Below are 20,020 nucleotides of genomic sequence, written 5' to 3' on the forward strand. Positions count from 1 at the left end.
GTTCAGTTCTTGTTGAACAGGGGATGCAGGTTGCTGTGCTTGCCGTCGTACACCTGCCCGGGGCTTTCGTCGATCTGCAGCGTGATGCCGATGGGGCGTTGGTCGAAGATCGGCGCGAAATGCGCGCGCACGCCGGCCAGCAGATCGTCGCCGGCCTTCTTCTTCACCGCCTCGGCGCGGCCCGCAGCCATGCGCAGGTTGAGGTAAACGAAGGCGTAGTCGGCCTTGCCATCGGCCACCGCGTGGTGCGCCGCAGGGTAGGCCAGCACGCGCGTACCGCCGATGGGGAACACCGGCTTGCCGGCTTCGTCGCGCTGCTCCAGCATGGTGTCGGCCAGCGTGCGGCACAGGGCCGACATGTCGGTCTCGGCCTCGATATTCGGCGTGTAGAGGATCACCAGATGGGGCATTGCTGTTCTCCGTTCATTCCACCGACATGGTCGCGGCCGTGCACGTTACCGCGAAGATCGGAATCGCCTTCATATGGAAGATCTCACCCTTGCCGCGCGCGGCCGCGGCCACGCTGAGGAAGGTGCGGATCTCGAAGCCGCCCTGGCCCGCCTCGCGGTAGGTGGCTTCGTCGCCATAGTCGTCCAGCGAGAGCATGCCCTCGCGATCGTTGGCGCACCAGCGGCGCATGAACTCGGCGTCCCACTCCGCGTTCACCTTGCCAGAATCGGGCGTGGCCGGCCAGTGCGAGATACCGCCCGTGCCCACCAGCGCGATGCGCTCGGGCACCTTGTCGCAGGCGCGGCGCAAGGCCTCGCCGAAGGCCCAGGCGCGGTGCAGCGGCGTGAGCGGCGGGCCCTGGCAGTTGATGTTCACGGGGATGACCTTGGTGTCGAAGTTCGGCGTGAGGAAGTTCAGCGGCACCATGATGCCGTGGTCGAACTTCCATTCCTCCGCATAGGCCACGTCCACTGTCTGCATCACCTCGCGGATGAGGCGCTGCGACAGTGCTGCGTCGCCGGGGATGGTGTGCTTCTCGATGCCCAGCCACTTCGGGTCTTCGATGGGGCCTTCGTAGCTGTCGGCCATGCCGATGGCATAGGCCGGCATGTTGTTCATGAAGAAGTTCGCGAAGTGCTCCGCGGCGATCACGATCACCGCGTCGGGCTTGGTGGCGCGCATGGCCTCGCCGAAGCGGTGGAACTGCGCATGGAACTCGTCCTTCACGGCCGGGTCCGCCAGATGCGCGCGGCCGGTGATGCCGGGGGCGTGGCTGCACACGCCTGCAAAAACCAGACTCATACGCCTGCCACCTTTTCGTCTGTGCCCGTCGTCATCGCATAGATGCCCGCGCGCACCGGTCCGTACTTGCGCACGCCTTCGCGCATGGCTTCGAGGTAATCGGCCCACGGAATGCCGAGCAGGGGCGCGAAGTGCATCAGCAACTGGCCGTTGCAGCCGAGCACGTAGAGCTTGCCGATGTCGCCGGTGTCGATGGCTTCGCGTTCTTCGTCGTCGAGGTCATAGCCGGCGAGCAGCGCGGTGCGCGTGTTGCCCCCTTCGGCATAGCGCCGCTGCACTTCGGGTTCGCGGTTGAGCGCGAAGAGGAATTTCTGCATCGCATAGAGGCTCATGGTTCAGCCCTCGATCTGGATGTTGGCCTTGCGGATCACGTCGTCGTACTTCGCGATCTCGCTCTGGATGAAGGCCGCGAAGCGCTCCGGCGTGCCCGACAGCGACGCGATGCCTCCCTTCTGGAAGGCCTCGGTCAACGCGGGGCCCGCGAGCGCGCGGTTCACCTCGGCGTTCACGCGCTGCACGATGGCGTCGGGCGCGCCGGCCGGCGCCAGCAGGCCGTTCCACGAATTGGACTCGATGGGCACGCCCTGTTCGGCCAGTGTGGGTATGGCGGGCGCGTACTGCGAGCGCTGCGCGGTCGCCATGCCCAGCGCCAGCAGCTTGCCGCTCTGGATGTGGCCGCGGAACTCGGGCCAGTTGCCGAACATCATCGTCACCTGCCCGCCGAGCAGGTCGGTGAGCGCCGGGCCCTGGCCCTTGTAGGGCACGTGCACGATGTCCAGGCCCATCTGCAGCTTGAGCATCTCGCCAGAGAGATGCGCCGAGGTGCCGTTGCCGAAGGAGGCGAAGCTCAGCGTGCCGGGCTTGGCCTTGGCGGCGTTGCGCAGGTCGGCCAGCGTCTTCAGGCCGCTCGCGGGGTGCGTGGCCAGCACGTGCTCCGACATGCCCATCAGGGCGACGGGGCGCAGGTCTTTCTGCGTGTCGTAGGGCAGCTTGCGTATCAGCTTCTGATTGGCCGCGAAGCTGTTGGCCACGCAGACGAAGGTGTTGCCGTCGGGCGCGGCCTTGGCGGCGGCATCGACGCCGATCACCGTGCCTGCACCGGGCTTGTTGTCGACGATCACCGGCTGGCCCAGCGCCTTCGCCACCTCGGTGCCCACCAGCCGCGCGACGAAGTCGGTGGTGCCGCCGGGCGGGAAGGGCACGATCACGCGGATCGGCTTATTGGGCCAGGCGGCCTGGGCACGCGCGAGCGAGGGCAACGCGGCGAGTGCGGCCGCGCCTTGCAGCAGCGTGCGGCGCCGCGTGTTCATGCAACGCCCCAGTGCGGAATATGGTGCGAACCCAGCGATACCGCCACGTTCTTCGGCTCGCAGAACACTTCATAGCTCCAGGTGCCGCCTTCGCGCCCCGTGCCCGAGGCCTTGGTGCCGCCGAAGGGCTGGCGCAGGTCGCGAACGTTCTGGCTGTTGACGAAGCACATGCCGGCTTCCACGGCGGCGGCCACCCGGTGGGCCTTGCCGATGTTCTCGGTCCATACGTAGCTGCTCAGGCCGTACTGGATGTCGTTGGCCAGCCGGATGGCATCGGCCTCGTCCTTGAACGGGATCAGGCAGGCCACGGGGCCGAAGATCTCTTCCTGCGCGATCTTCATGCGGTTGTCGACATCGGCGAACACGGTGGGCATCACGTAGTTGCCCTTCTTCACGCGGTCCGGCAGGTTCGACGGCGCATCGAGCCCGCCGCACAGCATCGTCGCGCCTTCCTTCGGGCCCAGCTCGATGTAGCTGCGCACCTTGGCCAGGTGGGCCTGCGAGATCATCGGGCCGACGATGGTCTTCTCGTCGAGCGGGTCGCCGACCGTGATGCGCTTGGCGCGCTCCGCGAACTTCGCGGCGAAGTCGGCGTAGATCGACTGCTGCACCAGGATGCGCGAGCCGGCCGTGCAGCGTTCGCCGTTGTTGCTGAAGATCATGAACACGGCCGCGTCGAGCGCGCGGTCGAGGTCGGCGTCTTCGAAGATCACGAACGGGCTCTTGCCGCCGAGTTCCATGCTGAACTTCTTCAGCCCCGCGCTCTTCACGATGCGGTTGCCGGTGGCGGTGGAGCCGGTGAACGAAATGGCGCGCACGTCGGGGTGCCCCACCAGCGGCTCGCCGGCCTCCTTGCCGTAGCCGTGCACGAGGTTCAGCACGCCGGGCGGAATGCCCGCTTCGAGCGCCAGTTCGCCCAGCCGCGCGGCCGTCAGCGGCGACAGCTCGCTCATCTTCAGCACCGCCGTGTTGCCGAAGGCCAGGCAGGGCGCGACCTTCCAGGTGGCGGTCATGAAGGGCACGTTCCACGGGCTGATGAGCGCGCAAACGCCCACCGGATGGAACAGCGTGTAGTTCAGGTGCGTGGGCGTCGGGTAGGTGTGGCCGTCCACGCGCGTGCACATCTCGGCGAAGTAGTAGAAGTTGTCGGCCGCGCGCGGAATCAGCTGCTTGCCGGTCTGCGCGATCACCTGGCCACAGTCGTCGGTCTCGGTCTGCGCGATCTCGGGCACGTGCTTCGCGATCAGGTCGCCGAGCTTGCGGATCAGCTTGGCGCGCTCGGGCGCGGGCAAGCCGGCCCATTTGGGAAAGGCTTCCTTGGCGGCGGCCACGGCGGCGTTCACTTCGGCTTCGCCGCCCGAGGCGACTTCGGCCAGCACTTCCTGCGTGGCCGGGTTGACGGTCTCGAAGTAGTCCTTGCCCGTGACGGACTTGCCGCCGATGAGATGGTCGATCTGTTGCATGAAGAAGTGTCCGGTCCGGTTCAATCGAGTTTGATGTCGCGCGCCTTGATCAGGGCATGCCATTTCTTGCGCTCGGCGTCGGTGTAGCGCGTCATTTCGGTGGCGTCGGCGGGGCGTGCTTCCCAGCCCGCGTCGTAGAGCTTCTGGCGCACGCCGCCGTCGGCCATGGCCTTCTGAAGCTCGGCGCCCAGCTTCGCCTGCACTTCCTTCGGCGTGGCCGCGGGCGCGACGAGGCCCTGCCAGGTGTAGGCCTCGACGTTGGCAAAGCCGAGTTCCTTCGCGGTGGGAATGTTCGGCAGCTGCGGCACGCGCTCGGCCGACATGGCGAGAAGCGGCACCACCTTGCCGGCCTTGACGGCGCTCACGCCGCTGGGCAGGTCGAGCATCATCAGCGCGACCTGGCCGCCCATCAGGTCCTGCAGTGCGGGCGCGCCGCCCTTGTACGGCACGTGCAGCATCGACACGCCGGCTTCGCGCTGGAACAACTCGAGCGCCAGGTGGTGCGGGCTGCCGGTGCCCGGCGTGGCGATGCTGTACTTGCCGGGCGAAGCCTTGAGCGCGGTGAGCAATGCCTTGGCATCGGCGATGCCGGCGTTGGGCGCGGCCGTGAGGATGAGCGGCGAGCGGCCCATCATGCCGACCAGCGCGAAGTCTTTTTCGGCGTCGTAGGGCAGCTTCTTGTAGAGCGCGGGGTTGTAGACCAGCACGCCGTTGTCGGCCGAGAACACGGTATAGCCGTCGCCCGGTGCGCGCGCCACGTTCTCCGACGCGATGATCGCGCCCGCGCCGGGCTTGTTGTCGACGAGCACCGGCTGGCCTAGCTGCTGCGATACCTGCGCGCCGACCGTGCGCGCGAGAAAGTCGGTGCCGCCGCCCGCCGGGTAGCCCACCACCCAGCGCACGGGCTTGGTGGGGAAGGCCGCAGTCTGCGCGGGCGCGTCGAGCGCGAACATCGAGGCGCTCACGGCCACGAGGGCGGCGGCGAGGGCGAGCGTTTTCTTTCCGGCGTTCATTGCGTTTGTCTCCGCTTGTTGATGTGTGACAGGAAAAAGGGTTCAGGCCGCGTCGATGGTGTTGACCAGCGCGCCGATGTGCTCGATCTCGGTCACGACCACATCGCCCGGCTTGCAATCGACCACGCCGTCGGGCGTGCCCGTGAGGATCAGGTCGCCCGGCGACAGCGTCATGAAGCGGCTGAAGTACGCGATGAGGAAGGGCGCGTCGAAGATCATGTCGCGCGTGTTGCCTTGCTGCGTGACCGTGCCGTTGACCGTGGTGCGCAATGCAAGAGCCATGGGGTCGGGCACGTCGGCCGCGTCGACGAACCACGGACCCAGCGGCGTGCAGGTGTCGCGGTTCTTCACGCGCAGGTTGGGGCGGTACCAGTTCTCGAGGTAGTCGCGGATCGCGTAATCGTTGGCCACCGTGTAGCCGCCGATGAAGTCATACGCGTCATCGCGCTTCACGTTCTTCGCGGTCTTGCCGACCACGATGGCGAGCTCGCATTCATAGTGCATGAACTGCACGCCGGCCGGACGGTGCGTGAGCTGGCGGTGGCCGATGAGCGTGCTCTGGCCCTTGACGAACACCAGCGGTTCCTCGGGTGCCTTGAACTCGAGCTCCTTCGCGTGGTCGGCGTAGTTGAGGCCGAGCGCGAGGATGGTGCGCGGCCGCGCCGTGGGCGCGAGCGGCGGCAGCCAGACGAGCTGCTCCTGCGGCACGATGCGGCCGTCGTCCAGGCGCACGGCGGCGTCTTGCTGCCCATTGAACTCATGGCTCGTGCCGGAATGCTCGCGGCCTTCGAAGATGACGCGTGCGTGCTTCATGCGGCCTCCTTCACCAGCGTGTTGCTCAGGGTCTCGAAGCCCGGCGCCGAGATGTCGATGCGCTGGCCCGCGCGGGCCAGCGGACGGCCAAGGTCGCAGCCGAGCATCAGGACGTCGCCGTGCGCCAGCGTCATGAACTCGCCGACATCGGCAAGCAGTTGCTGCGCCGGGCGCACGAGCTGCGAGAAGACGATGGATTGCTTCAGCTCGCCGTCGATGCGCACCTCGACGAGGAAGTTCGCGGGGTCGGCCACCTCCTGTGCGTCGCGCAGCACGGGGCCGATGCCGAGGAAGCCGTCGACGCACTTGAACTTCACCGGCGGGCGGAAGAAGCTCGCATGGGGAATCGACAGGTCGTTCATCAGCACCAAGCCCTCGACGTCGCCTTCGGCGCCGATCACCATGCCGATGCTTGCGCCGATTTCCACCTCGGGCACGGTCGCCGGCACTGCAATGGCGCTGCCGTGCGGGCTCCAGGTGTTGGCCGTCTTCACATAGAGCACGGGCGCCTTCGGCGGTGCCTTGTAGGGCGGCTGCGTCATCTGCGCTGCGAGCGCCACCACTTCGGCGCGGAAGTTCAGCAGGGTGCCGTACACCGTGCCGGTGGGCAGGAAATGGGGGGCGCTGCTCATGAAGGTTGCTCCAGTGCGATGAGTTCGTCGAGCAGCCCGTAGAGCTGCGCGAGCTTGGCCTTGCCGAGCGACTTTTCCATCCAGTCGTAATGCGCCTCGATGCTGGTGCCCAGCCGCTTCACCAGCTTCATGCCGTGCGGCGTGGCCTCGACCACGGTGCGGCGCTGGTCGGCAGGGTCGCGCGCGCGGGTGATGAGGTTGTCGCGCTCCATGCGCGCAAGCACGCCGGTGAGGCTGGGCCCGAGGATGAAAGCTTCGCGCGCCACGCGGCCGGTGTCGACCGCACCGTGTTCGCCCAGCACGCGCAGCACGCGCCATTGCTGGTCGGACAGCGCGTGCTCGCGCAGGCTGGGCCGGGTGTGGGCCATCACAGCTTCGCGGGCCTGCAGCAGCAGGCGCGGCAAATTGCGGTGCGTGAATGTCGTGCTCAAGACGCGTCTCTCTTTGAAATTACTTAACATGTTAAATGATTCGCCAGGGCTTTCCTAGCTGTCAGTCATCAGGGTTTGTGCGGACACCTAAACTCGCCGCATGGCCAAGGACAAAACACTTTTCGTCTGCAGTGAATGCGGCGGCACCAGCCCCAAATGGCTCGGCAAATGCCCGAGCTGCGGCGCCTGGAACACATTGATCGAGCAGGTCGCGGGCGCGGGCAGCGGCCCGGCCAACAACCGCTTCGGTACGCAGTTCGCATCGCTCGCGGGCGCGTCGGAGCTCGCCACGCTGTCGGAAATAGAAGCGACCGACGTCGCGCGCACGCCCACAGGCATTGACGAGCTCGACCGCGTGCTGGGCGGCGGCATCGTCTCGGGCGGCGTCACGCTGATCGGCGGCGACCCGGGCATCGGCAAGTCGACGCTGCTGCTGCAGGCGGTCGATGCGCTGCAGCGCGCGGGGCAGAACGCGCTGTATGTCACCGGTGAAGAAAGCGGGGCGCAGGTGGCGCTGCGATCCAAACGGCTCGGGCTCGATCACTCTCAGGTGCAGGTGCTGGCCGAGATCCAGCTGGAGAAGATCATCGCCACGCTCGACGCCACGCGTCCGGCCATCGCGGTGATCGATTCGATCCAGACTGTCTATTCGGACCAGCTCACGTCAGCCCCCGGTTCCGTCGCGCAGGTGCGCGAATGCGCGGCGCACTTGACGCGCTTCGCCAAGACCAGCGGCACGGCCGTGGTGCTGGTGGGCCACGTCACCAAGGAAGGCGCACTGGCCGGCCCACGCGTGCTCGAACACATGGTCGACACAGTGCTGTACTTCGAGGGCGACACGCATTCGAGCTTCCGCCTCGTGCGCGCCATCAAGAACCGCTTCGGCGCGGTCAACGAGATCGGCGTGTTCGCCATGACCGAGCGCGGCCTCAAGGGCGTGACCAATCCGAGCGCCATCTTCCTGAGCCAGCATGCCGAGCCCGTGCCCGGCAGCGTGGTGCTGGTGACGCTCGAAGGCACGCGGCCGATGCTGGTGGAAATCCAGGCGCTGGTCGACAACGGCGGTCCGAGCCCGCGCCGCCTGTCGGTGGGCCTGGACCGCGACCGCCTCGCGATGCTGCTGGCCGTGCTGCACCGCCATGCGAGCGTGGCCTGCATGGACCAGGACGTGTTCGTCAACGCGGTGGGCGGCGTGCGCATCAGCGAGCCCGCGGCCGACCTCGCCGTGATGCTGGCCATCACCTCGAGCCTGCGCGGCAAACCGCTGCCCAAGGGCTTCATCGCGTTCGGTGAGGTGGGCCTGGCCGGCGAGGTGCGGCCGGCGCCGCGCGGGCAGGAGCGCCTGCGCGAGGCTGCCAAGCTGGGCTTCAGCGTGGCGGTGGTTCCAAAGGCCAACGCGCCCCGCAAGGGCGCGAAGGAAATCGAAGGGCTGACGATCCACGCCGTCGACCGCATCGAAGAGGCGATGGACGTGGTCCGCCGCCTCGACTGATTGATTGATCAGTGACCGGGAAGTCCGGGAAAAAATGGCCCGGCGCACCGTGGCGCCGGGCCCCCCCTCCCTATCCCCCGATGTGCATCGTGAACGCCGGTCCGCTGTTGAGCACGCATTGGCCGCTGCCCAACGTGGCCGAGTTCATCGTGTACTGGCAACTCAGGTTGCCGCCGCGGCTGCCGGTGGCATTCGCCACGCCGGTGCCTCGCGAGCCTGCGACCCGGGTTGCCTCTCCCTGAAACTGTTCGCCGCCGATCTGTGCGTTGAAGTGGCCGCGGCCGTTCATGTCGTTCGTGACCGTGCCGGCGACGGCGCCGTAGCGCGCGGCTTCGGCGTTCGACGGGTACAGCCGCGCGTTGAAGGTCTGTGCGACCGGGCCCGGTGCCACGGCGTACGCCTGCGAGGGCGGTGCTGCGGGAGCGGGTTGTCCGAGCGGGACCACGTAGCAGCCGCTGAGGGCGATGCCCGCGAGCGCGGCGACGAGGGTGAGACGAACGAAAGTGACGGAACGCGGAATGGTCATACGCTTTTCAGTGGCCCGGGCTGATGCCCGTGCGGCGAAATGTGCCGCGTGGCGCTCGCGTGCCGTGCGCTTTTCGGGGGGAGTACCGTCCGGCGCGCCCGGCGGTAGCCATGGTCGCTACTGCGGGCGGCGACAATGCGCGCCATGAATTTCAAGAAATTTCTGGTGCCCGTCGGTGCCGTCCTTCTCCTCGGGCTGGCGTGGCGCAGCGGCGGATGGGGCGGCGTGGCCCTGGCCGGTGGCGCGATCGTGATGTTCCTGCTGTTGCACTTCAACCGCGCGATGCAGGTGCTCAAGCGAGCCGCCGAGCGGCCGGTGGGCTATGTGGCAAGTGCCGTGATGCTCAATGCCAAGCTCAAGCCTGGGGTCACGCTGATGCACGTGATCGCGATGACGCGCGCCCTCGGCGAGCTGCGCTCGCCCAAGGACGAGCAGCCCGAGCACTACCGCTGGACCGACGGCGGCGGCTCGTACGTAGACGCCGTGTTCAATGGCGGCAAGCTGCAGAGCTGGACGATGACGCGGCCCGAAACCCCGGAAGAAGACCCGCCGGCGGCCTGAGCCACGCCTGTTGGAAGACGCGTCAGAACGGCGCGTCTTCTTCCTCGGGCGCGTCGGCCGGGGTCGTCATTGTGGGAGCGGCTGCTGCTGCGGCGGCGGGCTTCGCCGCTTCGTCCGGCACGGCCGCCGAGAATGCCGCCTCGCCGCCGAGCGCATCGAGCAGCGCCGGCACCAGCTGGCCCAGTTCGCCCGTGGCAATGGCCACATCGGCGTCGAAGTTGTCTTCCTTCTTGCCGCCCGCGGCGCCGTCGCCCGTGCCTTCGAGGAAGGTGATCTTGCGGATCAGCAGGCCATGCGTCAACTCGAACGACACGCGGTCGTCCCAGGTGAGCGCCAGGCGCGTCGGGCGCTTGCCGTCCGTGATGTGCTTCTGCACTTCCTCGATGTCCAGCGGATGCTTGGCGTAGCGCACCACGGCCTTGGAGTCGTCCGAGGCCTTGAGCTCGCACTCGCGGTCGATGGTGAAGCCGGCTGGCGGCTCCTGCGTCAGCAGCCAGTTGGCCATGGCGGCGGCGGGCTCGATCTGCGTGTTGATGAGGGCCACCGCGAAACCGTCGAGCGACTTCACGAGGCTGGTGACCACTTCGTCGGCGCGCGATGCGTTGCCGCTGTTGATCACGAGGCGGTTCTCGGCCTTGTCGATCCACACCGTCACGCGCGCACTGCGGGTGAAGGCCATCGGCAGCAGCTCCAGGGTGATGTCTTCCTTGAGTTCCTTCTTTTCCTTCTTGCCGGGCTTGCGGCCGGTGGTGGCTTCGATCTGAGCGCAGCGTTCGTCGAGCTTGCGGCGCACCACCGAGCCGGGGACCTGCTTGCTCTCGATCATGTATTCGACCAACCACTGGCCGTCGATGGACTCGACCAGCGGGCCATTGGCTTCGCCGCGGGGCTCGACCCAGCCGGCGGACTTTTCCTGCGAGGGGCCACAAGGCACGAAGCGCTGCTTGCCGAGCCCTTCTTCTGCCTCGGTCAGTGTCTGGGACCAGGCAGGTTCGATGCGATAGACGATGACGTTCTTGAATACGGACACGGAAACCCTTTTCCACTGGTTTGCACAACCGGGCATTGTCGGGCACCCCGCCAATCCCGCCGCCGTAAAATCGAAAGCTTTTGCGACTTCCCACCTCGCTCCCAACACCGCTTCCAAAGGAATCAGGAAATGAGCTCGATCCCCCCCTCGCTGGACGACCGTGACGGCAAGATCTGGATGGACGGCGAACTCGTGGACTGGCGCGACGCCAAGATCCACGTGCTGAGCCACACGCTGCACTACGGCTGCGGCGCCTTCGAGGGCGTGCGCGCCTACAAGACGCCCGAGGGCACCGCGATCTTCCGCCTGGCCGAGCACACCGAGCGCCTGTTCAACAGCGCCAAGATCCTGCGCATGAAGATCCCGTTCACGCAAGAACAGCTGAACGAGGCCCAGAAACAGGTGGTGCGCGAGAACAAGCTCGAAAGCTGCTACCTGCGCCCGCTGATCTGGATCGGCTCCGAGAAGCTCGGCGTGAGCCCCAAGGGCAATCGCGTCCACGCCATGGTCGCGGCCTGGTCGTGGGGTGCCTACCTCGGTGAAGAAGGCATGAAGCGCGGCATCCGCGTGAAGACTTCGAGCTACACCCGCCACCACGTCAACATCACGATGACGCAGGCCAAGACGGTGAGCAACTACACCAACTCGATCCTCGCCAACATGGAAGCGCTGGACGACGGCTACGACGAGGCACTGCTGCTCGACGCGAGCGGCTTCGTCTCCGAAGGCGCGGGCGAGAACATCTTCGTGGTCAAGGGCGGCGTGGTCTACACGCCCGACCTGTCGGCCGGCGCGCTCAACGGCATCACGCGCAACACCATCCTGCACGTGTGCAAGGACCTGGGCCTGGAGCTGGTGCAGAAGCGCATCACGCGCGACGAGGTCTACATTGCCGACGAAGCCTTCTTCACCGGCACCGCCGCTGAAGTGACGCCCATCCGCGAACTCGACCGCGTCGAGATCGGCAACCGCGGCGACGGCGGCGCCCGTGGCCCGATCACCGAGAAAATCCAGTCTGCCTTCTTCGACATCGTGAACGGCAAGAATCCCAAGTACGCCCACTGGCTCACGAAAGTCTGAGAAAACCCATGTCCACCAATGCAGTCGTCGAACTCCTGGCCAAGGAGCTCAATCATCAAGGCGGCGTGTTCTGCCCCAGCCCCAAGGCCGACATGAAGCTCTGGAACAGCCACCCGAAGGTCTACCTCGACGTGGCGCGCACCGGCGAGGCCAAGTGCCCGTATTGCGGCACGGTGTACCGGCTGAAGGCCGGCGAGACGGTGTCGTCGCGGCACTGAGCCGCTGGCCGCCGAGCCATCCGGCCCCGGCCGTCCGATGCCTCTTCAGGCAGCCGGGCGGGTGGGGTCTTTTTCCAGGTTTTCCAGGCTCTTCAAGCGCGAGGACAGCAGTCCGCGCCACGGATCCGGGTCGTTCTTCTCCTGCGCGAGCCGCAGGTAGACCATCGAGACGAACAGCAGCGCCAGGCCGATCTGCGCGTCGCGCATGGCCGAATTCACGCTCGATGCGATCAGCGCGATCAGCGTCGCGGCCAGCGCATAGCGGCCCGCGATGTCGGGCCGCTTCCATGCCTGCCAGACCGCGGCGACCATGATGATGAGCAGGCTCAGCAGGGCAGGCAGCCCGCCTTGCGCGCCGGCCCACAGGAAGTCGTTGTGCGGCATGTTCGAGTCGGCGAGCAGCGCCGGGCCGCGCTTGTGCCACTGGTCGGTCCAGCCACCGATGCCCCAGCCGGTGAACGGTCGATCGGCGATCATGAGGCCGGTGTCGCGGTACATGTAGTAGCGGATGACCCAGCTGCCCTTGAAGACCGCGCCGGCCTGCGCCTCCTCGAGTTCCTGCACGCCGGTCTCGACCTTGTGCTGCAGCTGCGGCACCTGATAGAGCGCCGCCCCGAGCACCACAGCCCCCAGCACCAGCGCGCCCACCAGCATCTTCAGGTGATTGCGCCACTGATGGACGCAGACCACCGGAATCACCAGCAGCAGCGCGAGCACCGAGGTGCGCGAGGTCAGCGGCAGCGCCACCACCAGGCCCAGTCCGAGCATCAGCACGAAGGCGGGAATGGAGCGCAGCGGCCTGTGCGCGGCGATCTGCGCGATGCCCCACACGGCGGCCGTGGACGCCACCACGCTGAACAGCAGTGCGTTGCTGATCGACTTGTTGCCCACTTCCATCACCACCGCGCGCAGCGGCAACCAGATGTTGAAGCCGCCGACCGCGTAGAAGAAGCTGACCAGCAGGATGTTCAGCACGGCGACCAGCAGGAAGCCGCGCAGCGCCCAGATGGCCTCTTCGCGCGTGAGCGCCATCGCCATGAGCATGGTGAGGCCGATGCGGATGCCGTGGAACAGGTTGGAGCCGGTCTCGGGATAGTGCTGCCCGATGGCCAGCACGATGAGGGTCCAGGCCAGGTAGGCCATCACCGGCCACCACAGCGGGTTGGCGCGCAGCCGCGCATAGCGCTTGTCCAGGCCGCCGGCCACCAGCATGGTGAGCAGCAGCAGGATGGCCGAAAGATAGGTGACGCCGACCGGCATGAACACCACCAGCCCCCAGAACATGGCCGCGGGCCGAACGATGTGCGATCTCTGCATAGGGGCGGGATTTTAGGTGGACGGGCTTGGTATTCCCCAGGCTTCGCGCACTTCGTGTCGCTTCTCCTTCCCCCTCGCCGGGGGCGACGCCTGCGGCCCGGCGAAGCCGGTTCCGCGGCGTCCCGCCAACAGGACCGGGGGCTCAGTGCCCGCGCGCGGCCACCGGCAGGCGGATCACGAAGCTCGCGCCGCCGCCCGGGCGGTCTTCGCAGCGCACTGTGCCGCCGTGGCGCTCGGCGATCGACTTCACCAGCGCCAGCCCCAGGCCGACGCCGCCGTTGCGCTCACTGGCGCCGGGCAGCCGGTAGAAGGGCTCGAAGATGCGTTCGCGCAGGGCCGTGGGCACGCCCGGGCCGCGGTCGTTGACGCGCACGGTGGCGTAGCCGTTGGCGCTGCCCAGCTCCACGGCGATTTCGCCGGCACCGTAGCGGCGGGCGTTCTCCAGCAGGTTGCGGATCGCGCGGCGCAGCAGGCGCGACACACCCGGCACGGTCAGCGTGGCGTTGTCGGCGCCTGCGGCCAGGTCGAGTTCGGCGTTCACCTGCGAGCATTCCTCGGCCGCGAGGCCGGTCAGGTCCACGGCCTCGATGGTGCCCATGTCGGCCTCGCTGGCGTCGAGGCGGCTGGCCAGCAGGATCTCGTCGATGAGTTGGTCGAGCTCGCCGATGTTGCGCGAGATCTCTTCTCGAGCCGACTGGCTCGGGCGCTCGCCCATCAGCTCCAGGCCCATGCGGATGCGGGTGAGCGGCGAGCGCAGCTCGTGCGAGGCGTTGGCCAGCAGCGACTTGTGCGAACGCACCAGCTGCTCGATGCGTTCGGCCGACGCGTTGAATCGTTTGGAGAGATCGGTCACTTCGTCCTGCCCTTCTTCGGTCACGCGCACCGAGAGATCGCCTTCGCCCCATCGCTGCACGCCGCGCTGCAGCGATTCCAGCCGCTGCGTGATGCGCCGCACGATCGGATACACGCCCAGTGCCACCGCTACCCCCACCAGCGCGATCATCCATCCCAGCCCGAACGGCGTGCGCCATGGCGCGAAGCCGGCTGAACCCGGGAGCCGTTCGCGCGGCGCCACGCGCAGCGTGAGCGCCTTGCCGTCGCTCAGCGTCACGTCGAACTCCAGGCCCTGGCCCGGCACGCGCAGCGCGGTGCCTGCGCCGATGGGCTTGTCCTGCGCGTCGAGCACCACCACGTGGCGCGGCACCGGCGCCAGGCGCTCGCGCTCGGCCTCCGCCGCTTCGCGCACGATCCAGTTGGCCATCAGCGTGAGGATGACGACGCCACCCACCACCGCGAGCCAGATGCGGACGTAGAGGTGGCGGGAATAGAGGTTGCGCAGCATCGGGCCGGGGTCGGGTCAATCTTGCTGCTTGGCAAAGACGTAGCCCACGCCGCGCACCGTGAGGATGCGCTTCGGGTTCTTCGCGTCGACCTCGATGGCCGCGCGGATGCGGCCCATGTGCACGTCGATGGAGCGGTCGAAGGCCTCGAGTTCGCGGCCGCGCACGGCTTCCATGATCTGGTCGCGCGTGAGCACGCGGCCCGCGCGTTCGGCCATCGCCACCAGCAGGTCGAACTGGTAGGAGGTGAGGTCGGCCAGCGCGCCGGCCACCGACACGGTGCGCGCGTTGCGATCGATCTCCAGCGTGCCGAAGCGCATCACGGTGGAGGCTTCGGCCTCGGTGGCGTTCTCGCTGCGGCGGCGCAGCACGGCGCGGATGCGCGCCAGCAGCTCGCGCGGCTCGAAGGGCTTGGGCAGGTAGTCGTCGGCGCCGATCTCCAGGCCGATGATGCGGTCCATCGGGTCGCCCTTGGCCGTCAGCATCAGCACCGACACCTTCGACAGCGGAGCAGGCAGCGCGCGGATGCGGCGGCACACTTCGAGCCCGTCGGTGTCGGGCAGCATCAGGTCGAGGATCACGAGGTCGGGCGCGTGCTGCTGCAGCTGCTCGAGTCCGCTCGCGCCGTCGCCGGCATGGTTGAACGCGAAGCCCGACTGCGTCAGGTACTCGCCCACCATCTGCGCCAGGCGGGCGTCGTCTTCGATCATCAGGAGTTGGGGGGTGCTCATGCGCTTCATGGTCGTCCAAAGTGAGCAAGCGGGCTTGAACGCTCCGTAAAGTTGGGTAAACCTCGAACACCCCTGTCAACCGGCGATGCTGCGAAAAGCATAGCGCCGACTCCAGAGGGCGTGGGCTCAGCCCCGCTCGAGCGGCCGCAACTGCAGCCGCAGCGACAGGGACGAGGACAGCGGCAGGTCAACCGGCGTGCCCGCGCCGTTTCCCGAGTGCGCCAGGTGCGCCAGCGATTCGAACAGCGCCAGCGCCTGGGCCATGGGGTTGATCTCGGCCAGCGATTTCGCCGCTTCCGAGCTCGGTGGCGTGGCTGCGGGCGCCGTGCCGCCCTCGCCGGCCAGCGACCAGTCGAGCGCCGCCACGGTGCGCTGCGTCGGCTCGTGGGCGATCACCAGCGCCACCGCCAGCAGGCCGCGGCTGTCGGTGACCGAAGCCAGTGCGCCCACCGTGGGCGTGTCGCAGCCCACCAGCAGCACCGGCTCCTGGTCGCAGGCGCACTGCACCGCCGCTTCGAGCAGGCCCGAGGCAAAGCTGTGCTCGTAGGCCGAAATCGCGTTGCTGGCCGCCATGCAGCCGGTGCCGATGGTCCAGTAGCCCACGGCCGCGTTGTGCACCGAGTTGTGGAACTTGGTGGGCGACAGCATCTTCGGATCGCTCGCGAGCGTGCTGCACATGTAGTCGTTGATCGACAGGTCGCCGTGCGCCGACGTGAACACGCAGGGCACGTCGGCCGCGTTGCGGCCCGAAGCGGCCATGGCGGCGGCCGCCACTTCGAGCGCCAGCGCCACGGTGTCGGGCGCGCGGCGGCGCTCGGCCGGGGCCAGCACCTGCGGCGAGGGGCGCTTCGCGGGCGGGTCGGCCAGCGCGCCTTCGCCGCGGAAGGCGGCGCGCGCGGCTTCCCAGCCGGGCAGCGTGGGCGTCCAGAAGGCGGGGCCTTCGATGTAGAGGGTCGGGCGGGTAGGGACGCTTGTCGTGGTTGTCATTGGATTGCCTTCTCGCGGAACACCGTGGAACCGGCTTTGCCGGGCCATTGGTGTTGCCCCCGGTCGGGGGGAGGAGAAGCGACACGAAGTGCGCGCAGCCTGGGGGCGAGCCTCATGATTCCGCCTTGCCGAAAACGAGGGAGCAGTTGTTGCCACCGAAGCCGAACGAATTGGACAGTGCATAGCGCACCTCGCCGTGCGCCGGTTCGAGCTTGATCTGCGGGCCGAAGCCTTCGTCCAGCGTGCGGGTGTTGACCGTGCCCGGCATCAGGCCGCGCTCGATGGCCAGCAGGCTGATGACAGCCTCGACGATGCCCGCCGCGCCCAGCGTGTGGCCCATGAAGCCCTTGGTCGAGCTGGCGTGCGTGCGCGCCGGGAAGCGGCGCGCCACCAGCGCGCCTTCGACCTCGTCGTTCTTCTGGCTCGCGGTGCCGTGCATGTTGATGTAGTCGATCGCCTCGGGTGGCAGGCCGGCGCGCGCCAGCGCTTCGTCGAGCGCACGCTCGGCGCCCAGGCCCTCGGGGTGCGGCGTCGACATGTGGTGCGCATCGCTGGCCTCGCCATAGCCCAGCAGGTGCAGCGGTGCGGCATCGGCGCCGGCCTGCACGCGCTCGACCAGCGCGAAGCCCGCGGCCTCGCCCAGGCTGATGCCCTTGCGGGAGGCGTCGAAAGGCCGGCACGGCTCGCTCGACACCAGTTCGAGCGAGTTGAAGCCGAACAGCACGCTGCCGCACAGCGTGTCGGCCCCGCCGACCACGGCCGCGTCGGCCAGGCCCAGCCGGATCAGCCGCTCGGCCGAGGCGAACACCTTGGCGCTCGACGAGCAGGCGGTGGAAATGGTTTCGCTCGGGCCGCTGATTCCCAGAAGCTGCTGCGTGAACATGGCCAGCGAATGCGGCGTGTGCACCCTGGCGCGGCGCTGGTTGGGCGGGAACATGCCCTGTTCGTCGAGCTGCGTGTAGGCCAGTTCGGTTTCGCCGATGCTGGCGGTCGAGGTGCCCAGGATCAGCGCGACGCGCGAAGCACCGTACTTCTCGCGCGCCGCAGCCACCGCCTCGAGGAAGCCATCGGCCTGCAGGCCCAGCCAGGCGAGCCGGTTGTTGCGGCAGTCCCAGTGGGCCAGCGATTCGGGCAGGCGCACTTCTTCGAGTCCATCGACGCGGCCGATCCAGGTGGGCAGCGGCGCATCGCCGAAGTCGTTGGCGCGCAGCCCGCTGCGCGACTGCGCAAGCGCGTCGGCCAGCACTTCCTTGCCGACGCCGACGGCGGAAGTCGCCGTGTAGGCGCTGATTTGGAGAGGAGAAATTCGGGACGGCACGATCTTGTAGGGGCTTGCTGGCAGACGGGTGCGCGGGAAGTGGCGCAGGAAGGGAAAAGAAAACGAATGTATAGCGCCCGCAGCCTACCAGTTGCGCGGTGCGCGCAATGTCGGCTGTTTCCTATAAGGCCCAGGCCCTATTGACGGTCCGCGGGCCTTGTGGTCGTCGTCAGCCGCGAGGCCAAAGCCACCAGCACCAGCACCGGCAGGCCGAGCATCGCGGTGGCGACGAAGAAGGTGCTGTATCCATAGGCATCGACGAAGGCGCCCGAATAGCCGGCGATGAACTTCGGCAGCAGCAGCATCAGCGAGCTGAACAGGGCGTACTGCGTGGCCGAGTAGCTGATGTTGGTGAGGCTCGACAGGTAGGCGATGAAGGCCGCCGAGGCGATGCCGCCGGCCAGGTTGTCGGCCGAGACCACCGCGATCAGCGCCGTCAGGTCGTGCCCGCGCGAGGCCAGCCAGGCGAACAGCAGGTTGCTGGCCGCGCTCAGCACCGCGCCCAGCATCAGCACCCGCATCACGCCCAGGCGCATCGACAGCACGCCGCCGACGAAGGCGCCCACCAGCGTCATGATCACGCCGTAGATCTTGCTGACCGTGGCCACCTGATCCTTGGTGAAACCCATGTCCACGTAAAAAGGGTTGGCCATGATGCCCATCACCACGTCGCTGATGCGGTAGATGGCGATCAGCGAGAGGATCAGCGCGGCCTGCCACCTGTAGCGGCGGATGAAGTCGGCGAAGGGCTCGATGAGCACGCTGCGCAGCCACTCGGCGGCATTCTTTGCCTTGGGCAGCACGCGCGGCACCGGTTCGGGCGACAGCAGCACCGTCAGCACCCCCACCGCCATCGAAGCGGCCATTACCAGGTACGCCGTCTTCCACGCCCCGTTCTGGTACGCCGCCGCACCCGTGACCGCGGCCGCCGGCACCACCTCGGCCCAGGCCGCGACCCACAGCACGCCCGCACCGGCCCAGATCATCGCGAGCCGGTAGCCCGTCTGGTAGGCGGCCGCCAGCGCGGCCTGCTTGCGTGTCTCGGCCGATTCGATGCGGAAGGCGTCGAGCGCGATGTCCTGCGTGGCCGAGCCGAAGGCCACCAGCAGCGCGCACCAGATCAGCGGCGTGAGCCCCTGGCGCGGGTCGTTCAGCGCCATGCCGATCAGGCCGGCGATCACCACGCACTGCGCCAGCAGCAGCCAGCCGCGCCGGCGTCCGAGCAGCGTGGTCAGCGGCGGCAGCGGCAGCCGGTCGACCAGCGGCGCCCAGACCCACTTGAAGCCGTAGGCCAGCCCGACCCAGCTCAAGTAGCCGATGGTGGTGCGGTCGATGCCCGCTTCGCGCAGGCGAAAACTCAGGGTGCCCAGCACCAGCAGCAGCGGCAGCCCGGCCGAGAAGCCCAGCGCCAGCATGCGCAGGGTGGCGGGCTCCAGGTAGACCTTCAGCGCATCGCGCCAGGGCGGGGAAGAGGCGGTGGGGGTTTCTGCGGAAGGTACGGACATGAGCCTCGGATTGTCCATGAGTGCCGGGGGGGCCTCGCCCCGGCCCTTTGTCTTCATTTGTTCCTATGATCCGGCTCCTATGTGCACACGATGCGATCGCCCTGTTTCCGCCATCTCCACAGCCTCCGCATGGAATCCCCGGCGGGCCTTCCTGCTGGCGGCCGCCGGCGCCGCCCTCAGCGGTAGGGCGCTGGCGCAGGTCAATGTCGGCAATGCCTCGGTGGCGCGCAACCTCGTGCCGGCCGACAGGATCGAGGCGGCCGGCGTGCAGCAGTATGGCCAGCTGCTCGAACAGGCGCGCGCCAAGAACGCGCTCGCGGGCGACGGCAACCCGCAGCTGCAGCGCCTGCGCGCCATCGCGAAGCGCCTCATTCCCTTCGCCACGCCCTGGAATTCGCGCGCCCGCGACTGGAAGTGGGAGGTCAACCTGATCGGCAGCAAGCAGATCAACGCCTTCTGCATGCCCGGCGGCAAGATCGCCTTCTTCACCGGCATCCTCGAACAGCTCAAGCTCACGGACGACGAGGTCGCGATGGTCATGGGCCACGAGATGGCCCACGCGCTGCGCGAGCATGCGCGTGCCCGAATGGCCAAGAGCGCGGGCACGGGTGCGGCGCTCTCCATCGGTGCGCAGCTGCTCGGGCTGGGGCAGATGGGCGACCTGGCGGCGCGCGCCGGCACGCAGCTCCTCACGCTCAAGTTCAGCCGCAGCGACGAGTCGGAGGCCGACCTCGTGGGGCTCGAACTCGCGGCACGTGCGGGCTATGACCCGAAGGCATCGGTGTCGCTGTGGCAGAAGATGGCCACGGCGTCGAAGAACCAGGGCGGGTTGAGCTTTCTCTCGACGCATCCGAGCGGGCCGGACCGCATCGCGAAGCTGGAGGCGAACCTGCCGAAGGTGGAGACGCTCTACCGCGACGCGAAGAAGAGCTGACCTGCCTGACTCCCTCTCTCCCCTGGGCAGGGGTGAGGGTGGCCGCCTTCATACGAGGGCCGCGCTTC

The 20,020-nt window shown here is 67.9% G+C and carries 22 protein-coding genes; 5 read left to right on the top strand and 17 right to left on the bottom strand.

Features of this window, described 5'->3' with window-relative positions; genetic code table 11:
- Positions 1 to 2: 2 nt before the first annotated feature.
- The 9 genes from ACEN9N_RS25980 to hpaR are packed head-to-tail and all read right to left on the bottom strand — an operon-like array spanning position 3 to position 6,913.
- Complete coding sequence (locus ACEN9N_RS25980) at positions 3 to 410, bottom strand: 5-carboxymethyl-2-hydroxymuconate Delta-isomerase (RefSeq protein ID WP_413333036.1); 408 nt, start codon at positions 408 to 410, stop codon at positions 3 to 5.
- 13 nt (positions 411 to 423) lie between these two features.
- A complete protein-coding gene (locus tag ACEN9N_RS25985) occupies positions 424 to 1,251 on the bottom strand; it encodes a DODA-type extradiol aromatic ring-opening family dioxygenase (RefSeq protein ID WP_495654851.1) in 828 nt (275 codons plus the stop codon).
- Entirely contained in the window at positions 1,248 to 1,583 is a 336-nt protein-coding gene (locus ACEN9N_RS25990) for an aromatic ring-opening dioxygenase subunit LigA (RefSeq protein ID WP_495654852.1), read from the bottom strand. Before ACEN9N_RS25990 ends, ACEN9N_RS25985 begins: the two co-directional genes overlap by 4 nt.
- A gap of 3 nt (positions 1,584 to 1,586) precedes the next feature.
- Positions 1,587 to 2,561 carry a tripartite tricarboxylate transporter substrate binding protein gene (locus tag ACEN9N_RS25995; RefSeq protein ID WP_495654853.1) on the bottom strand — a complete coding sequence of 325 codons (975 nt, stop codon included), beginning with the start codon at positions 2,559 to 2,561 and terminating at the stop codon, positions 1,587 to 1,589.
- The gene (hpaE, locus tag ACEN9N_RS26000; protein WP_007836784.1) at positions 2,558 to 4,024 is read right to left on the bottom strand and encodes a 5-carboxymethyl-2-hydroxymuconate semialdehyde dehydrogenase; all 1,467 of its coding nucleotides are present in this window, start codon (positions 4,022 to 4,024) and stop codon (positions 2,558 to 2,560) included. The genes ACEN9N_RS25995 and hpaE overlap by 4 nt, the downstream gene beginning before the upstream one ends.
- 20 nt (positions 4,025 to 4,044) lie before the next feature.
- Complete coding sequence (locus tag ACEN9N_RS26005; RefSeq protein WP_413333030.1) at positions 4,045 to 5,037, bottom strand: Bug family tripartite tricarboxylate transporter substrate binding protein; 993 nt, start codon at positions 5,035 to 5,037, stop codon at positions 4,045 to 4,047.
- Positions 5,038 to 5,079: 42 nt separating this feature from the next.
- The gene (locus ACEN9N_RS26010) at positions 5,080 to 5,850 is read right to left on the bottom strand and encodes a fumarylacetoacetate hydrolase family protein (protein WP_413315954.1); all 771 of its coding nucleotides are present in this window, start codon (positions 5,848 to 5,850) and stop codon (positions 5,080 to 5,082) included.
- Positions 5,847 to 6,482: a fumarylacetoacetate hydrolase family protein gene (locus ACEN9N_RS26015; protein WP_495654854.1), complete on the bottom strand. Its 636-nt coding sequence runs from the start codon at positions 6,480 to 6,482 to the stop codon at positions 5,847 to 5,849. The genes ACEN9N_RS26010 and ACEN9N_RS26015 overlap by 4 nt, the downstream gene beginning before the upstream one ends.
- Positions 6,479 to 6,913 carry a homoprotocatechuate degradation operon regulator HpaR gene (gene hpaR / locus ACEN9N_RS26020; RefSeq protein ID WP_007836792.1) on the bottom strand — a complete coding sequence of 145 codons (435 nt, stop codon included), beginning with the start codon at positions 6,911 to 6,913 and terminating at the stop codon, positions 6,479 to 6,481. The genes ACEN9N_RS26015 and hpaR overlap by 4 nt, the downstream gene beginning before the upstream one ends.
- Positions 6,914 to 7,013: 100 nt before the next feature.
- Here hpaR and radA point away from each other — a divergent pair, with 100 nt between their 5' ends.
- Entirely contained in the window at positions 7,014 to 8,405 is a 1,392-nt protein-coding gene (gene radA, locus ACEN9N_RS26025) for a DNA repair protein RadA (RefSeq protein ID WP_495654855.1), read from the top strand.
- Positions 8,406 to 8,475: 70 nt separating this feature from the next.
- On the opposite strand, the gene ACEN9N_RS26030 is transcribed toward radA, so the two are convergent.
- On the bottom strand, positions 8,476 to 8,931 hold the full coding sequence (locus ACEN9N_RS26030; protein ID WP_007836795.1) for a hypothetical protein: 456 nt from the start codon (positions 8,929 to 8,931) through the stop codon (positions 8,476 to 8,478).
- Positions 8,932 to 9,066: 135 nt separating this feature from the next.
- On the opposite strand from ACEN9N_RS26030, the gene ACEN9N_RS26035 reads away from it, so the two are divergent.
- On the top strand, positions 9,067 to 9,492 hold the full coding sequence (locus ACEN9N_RS26035) for a hypothetical protein (RefSeq protein ID WP_007836797.1): 426 nt from the start codon (positions 9,067 to 9,069) through the stop codon (positions 9,490 to 9,492).
- A 22-nt stretch (positions 9,493 to 9,514) separates the two neighbouring features.
- Here the strand turns inward: ACEN9N_RS26035 and ACEN9N_RS26040 are convergent, their stop codons facing one another.
- Positions 9,515 to 10,522, bottom strand: a complete 1,008-nt coding sequence (locus ACEN9N_RS26040; RefSeq protein ID WP_413312227.1) for a recombination-associated protein RdgC — start codon at positions 10,520 to 10,522, stop codon at positions 9,515 to 9,517.
- Between the two features lie 129 nt (positions 10,523 to 10,651).
- Between ACEN9N_RS26040 and ACEN9N_RS26045 the strand changes: the two genes are divergently transcribed.
- The gene (locus ACEN9N_RS26045) at positions 10,652 to 11,602 is read left to right on the top strand and encodes a branched-chain amino acid transaminase (protein ID WP_007836800.1); all 951 of its coding nucleotides are present in this window, start codon (positions 10,652 to 10,654) and stop codon (positions 11,600 to 11,602) included.
- Between the two features lie 8 nt (positions 11,603 to 11,610).
- A complete protein-coding gene (locus tag ACEN9N_RS26050; protein ID WP_007836801.1) occupies positions 11,611 to 11,820 on the top strand; it encodes a zinc-finger domain-containing protein in 210 nt (69 codons plus the stop codon).
- Positions 11,821 to 11,865: 45 nt separating this feature from the next.
- On the opposite strand, the gene ACEN9N_RS26055 is transcribed toward ACEN9N_RS26050, so the two are convergent.
- From ACEN9N_RS26055 to ACEN9N_RS26080, 6 genes are all read right to left on the bottom strand, one after another.
- Positions 11,866 to 13,137 (bottom strand): O-antigen ligase family protein, encoded by a 1,272-nt coding sequence (locus ACEN9N_RS26055; RefSeq protein ID WP_495654856.1) that lies wholly within the window; start codon positions 13,135 to 13,137, stop codon positions 11,866 to 11,868.
- A gap of 142 nt (positions 13,138 to 13,279) precedes the next feature.
- A complete protein-coding gene (locus tag ACEN9N_RS26060; protein ID WP_495654857.1) occupies positions 13,280 to 14,479 on the bottom strand; it encodes an ATP-binding protein in 1,200 nt (399 codons plus the stop codon).
- 15 nt (positions 14,480 to 14,494) lie between these two features.
- Positions 14,495 to 15,217, bottom strand: a complete 723-nt coding sequence (locus tag ACEN9N_RS26065) for a response regulator (protein WP_007838761.1) — start codon at positions 15,215 to 15,217, stop codon at positions 14,495 to 14,497.
- A 117-nt stretch (positions 15,218 to 15,334) separates the two neighbouring features.
- A complete protein-coding gene (locus ACEN9N_RS26070) occupies positions 15,335 to 16,195 on the bottom strand; it encodes a beta-ketoacyl synthase chain length factor (protein ID WP_007838762.1) in 861 nt (286 codons plus the stop codon).
- 112 nt (positions 16,196 to 16,307) lie between these two features.
- Positions 16,308 to 17,513 carry a beta-ketoacyl-[acyl-carrier-protein] synthase family protein gene (locus tag ACEN9N_RS26075; protein ID WP_007838018.1) on the bottom strand — a complete coding sequence of 402 codons (1,206 nt, stop codon included), beginning with the start codon at positions 17,511 to 17,513 and terminating at the stop codon, positions 16,308 to 16,310.
- A gap of 137 nt (positions 17,514 to 17,650) precedes the next feature.
- Positions 17,651 to 19,036, bottom strand: coding sequence for an AmpG family muropeptide MFS transporter (locus tag ACEN9N_RS26080; RefSeq protein ID WP_495654858.1), 1,386 nt, complete (start codon positions 19,034 to 19,036; stop codon positions 17,651 to 17,653).
- Positions 19,037 to 19,097: 61 nt separating this feature from the next.
- Between ACEN9N_RS26080 and ACEN9N_RS26085 the strand changes: the two genes are divergently transcribed.
- A complete protein-coding gene (locus tag ACEN9N_RS26085; RefSeq protein WP_413334171.1) occupies positions 19,098 to 19,952 on the top strand; it encodes a M48 family metallopeptidase in 855 nt (284 codons plus the stop codon).
- The last annotated feature ends 68 nt before the right edge of the window (positions 19,953 to 20,020 follow it).

The organism is Variovorax sp. Varisp46 (assembly GCF_059491885.1).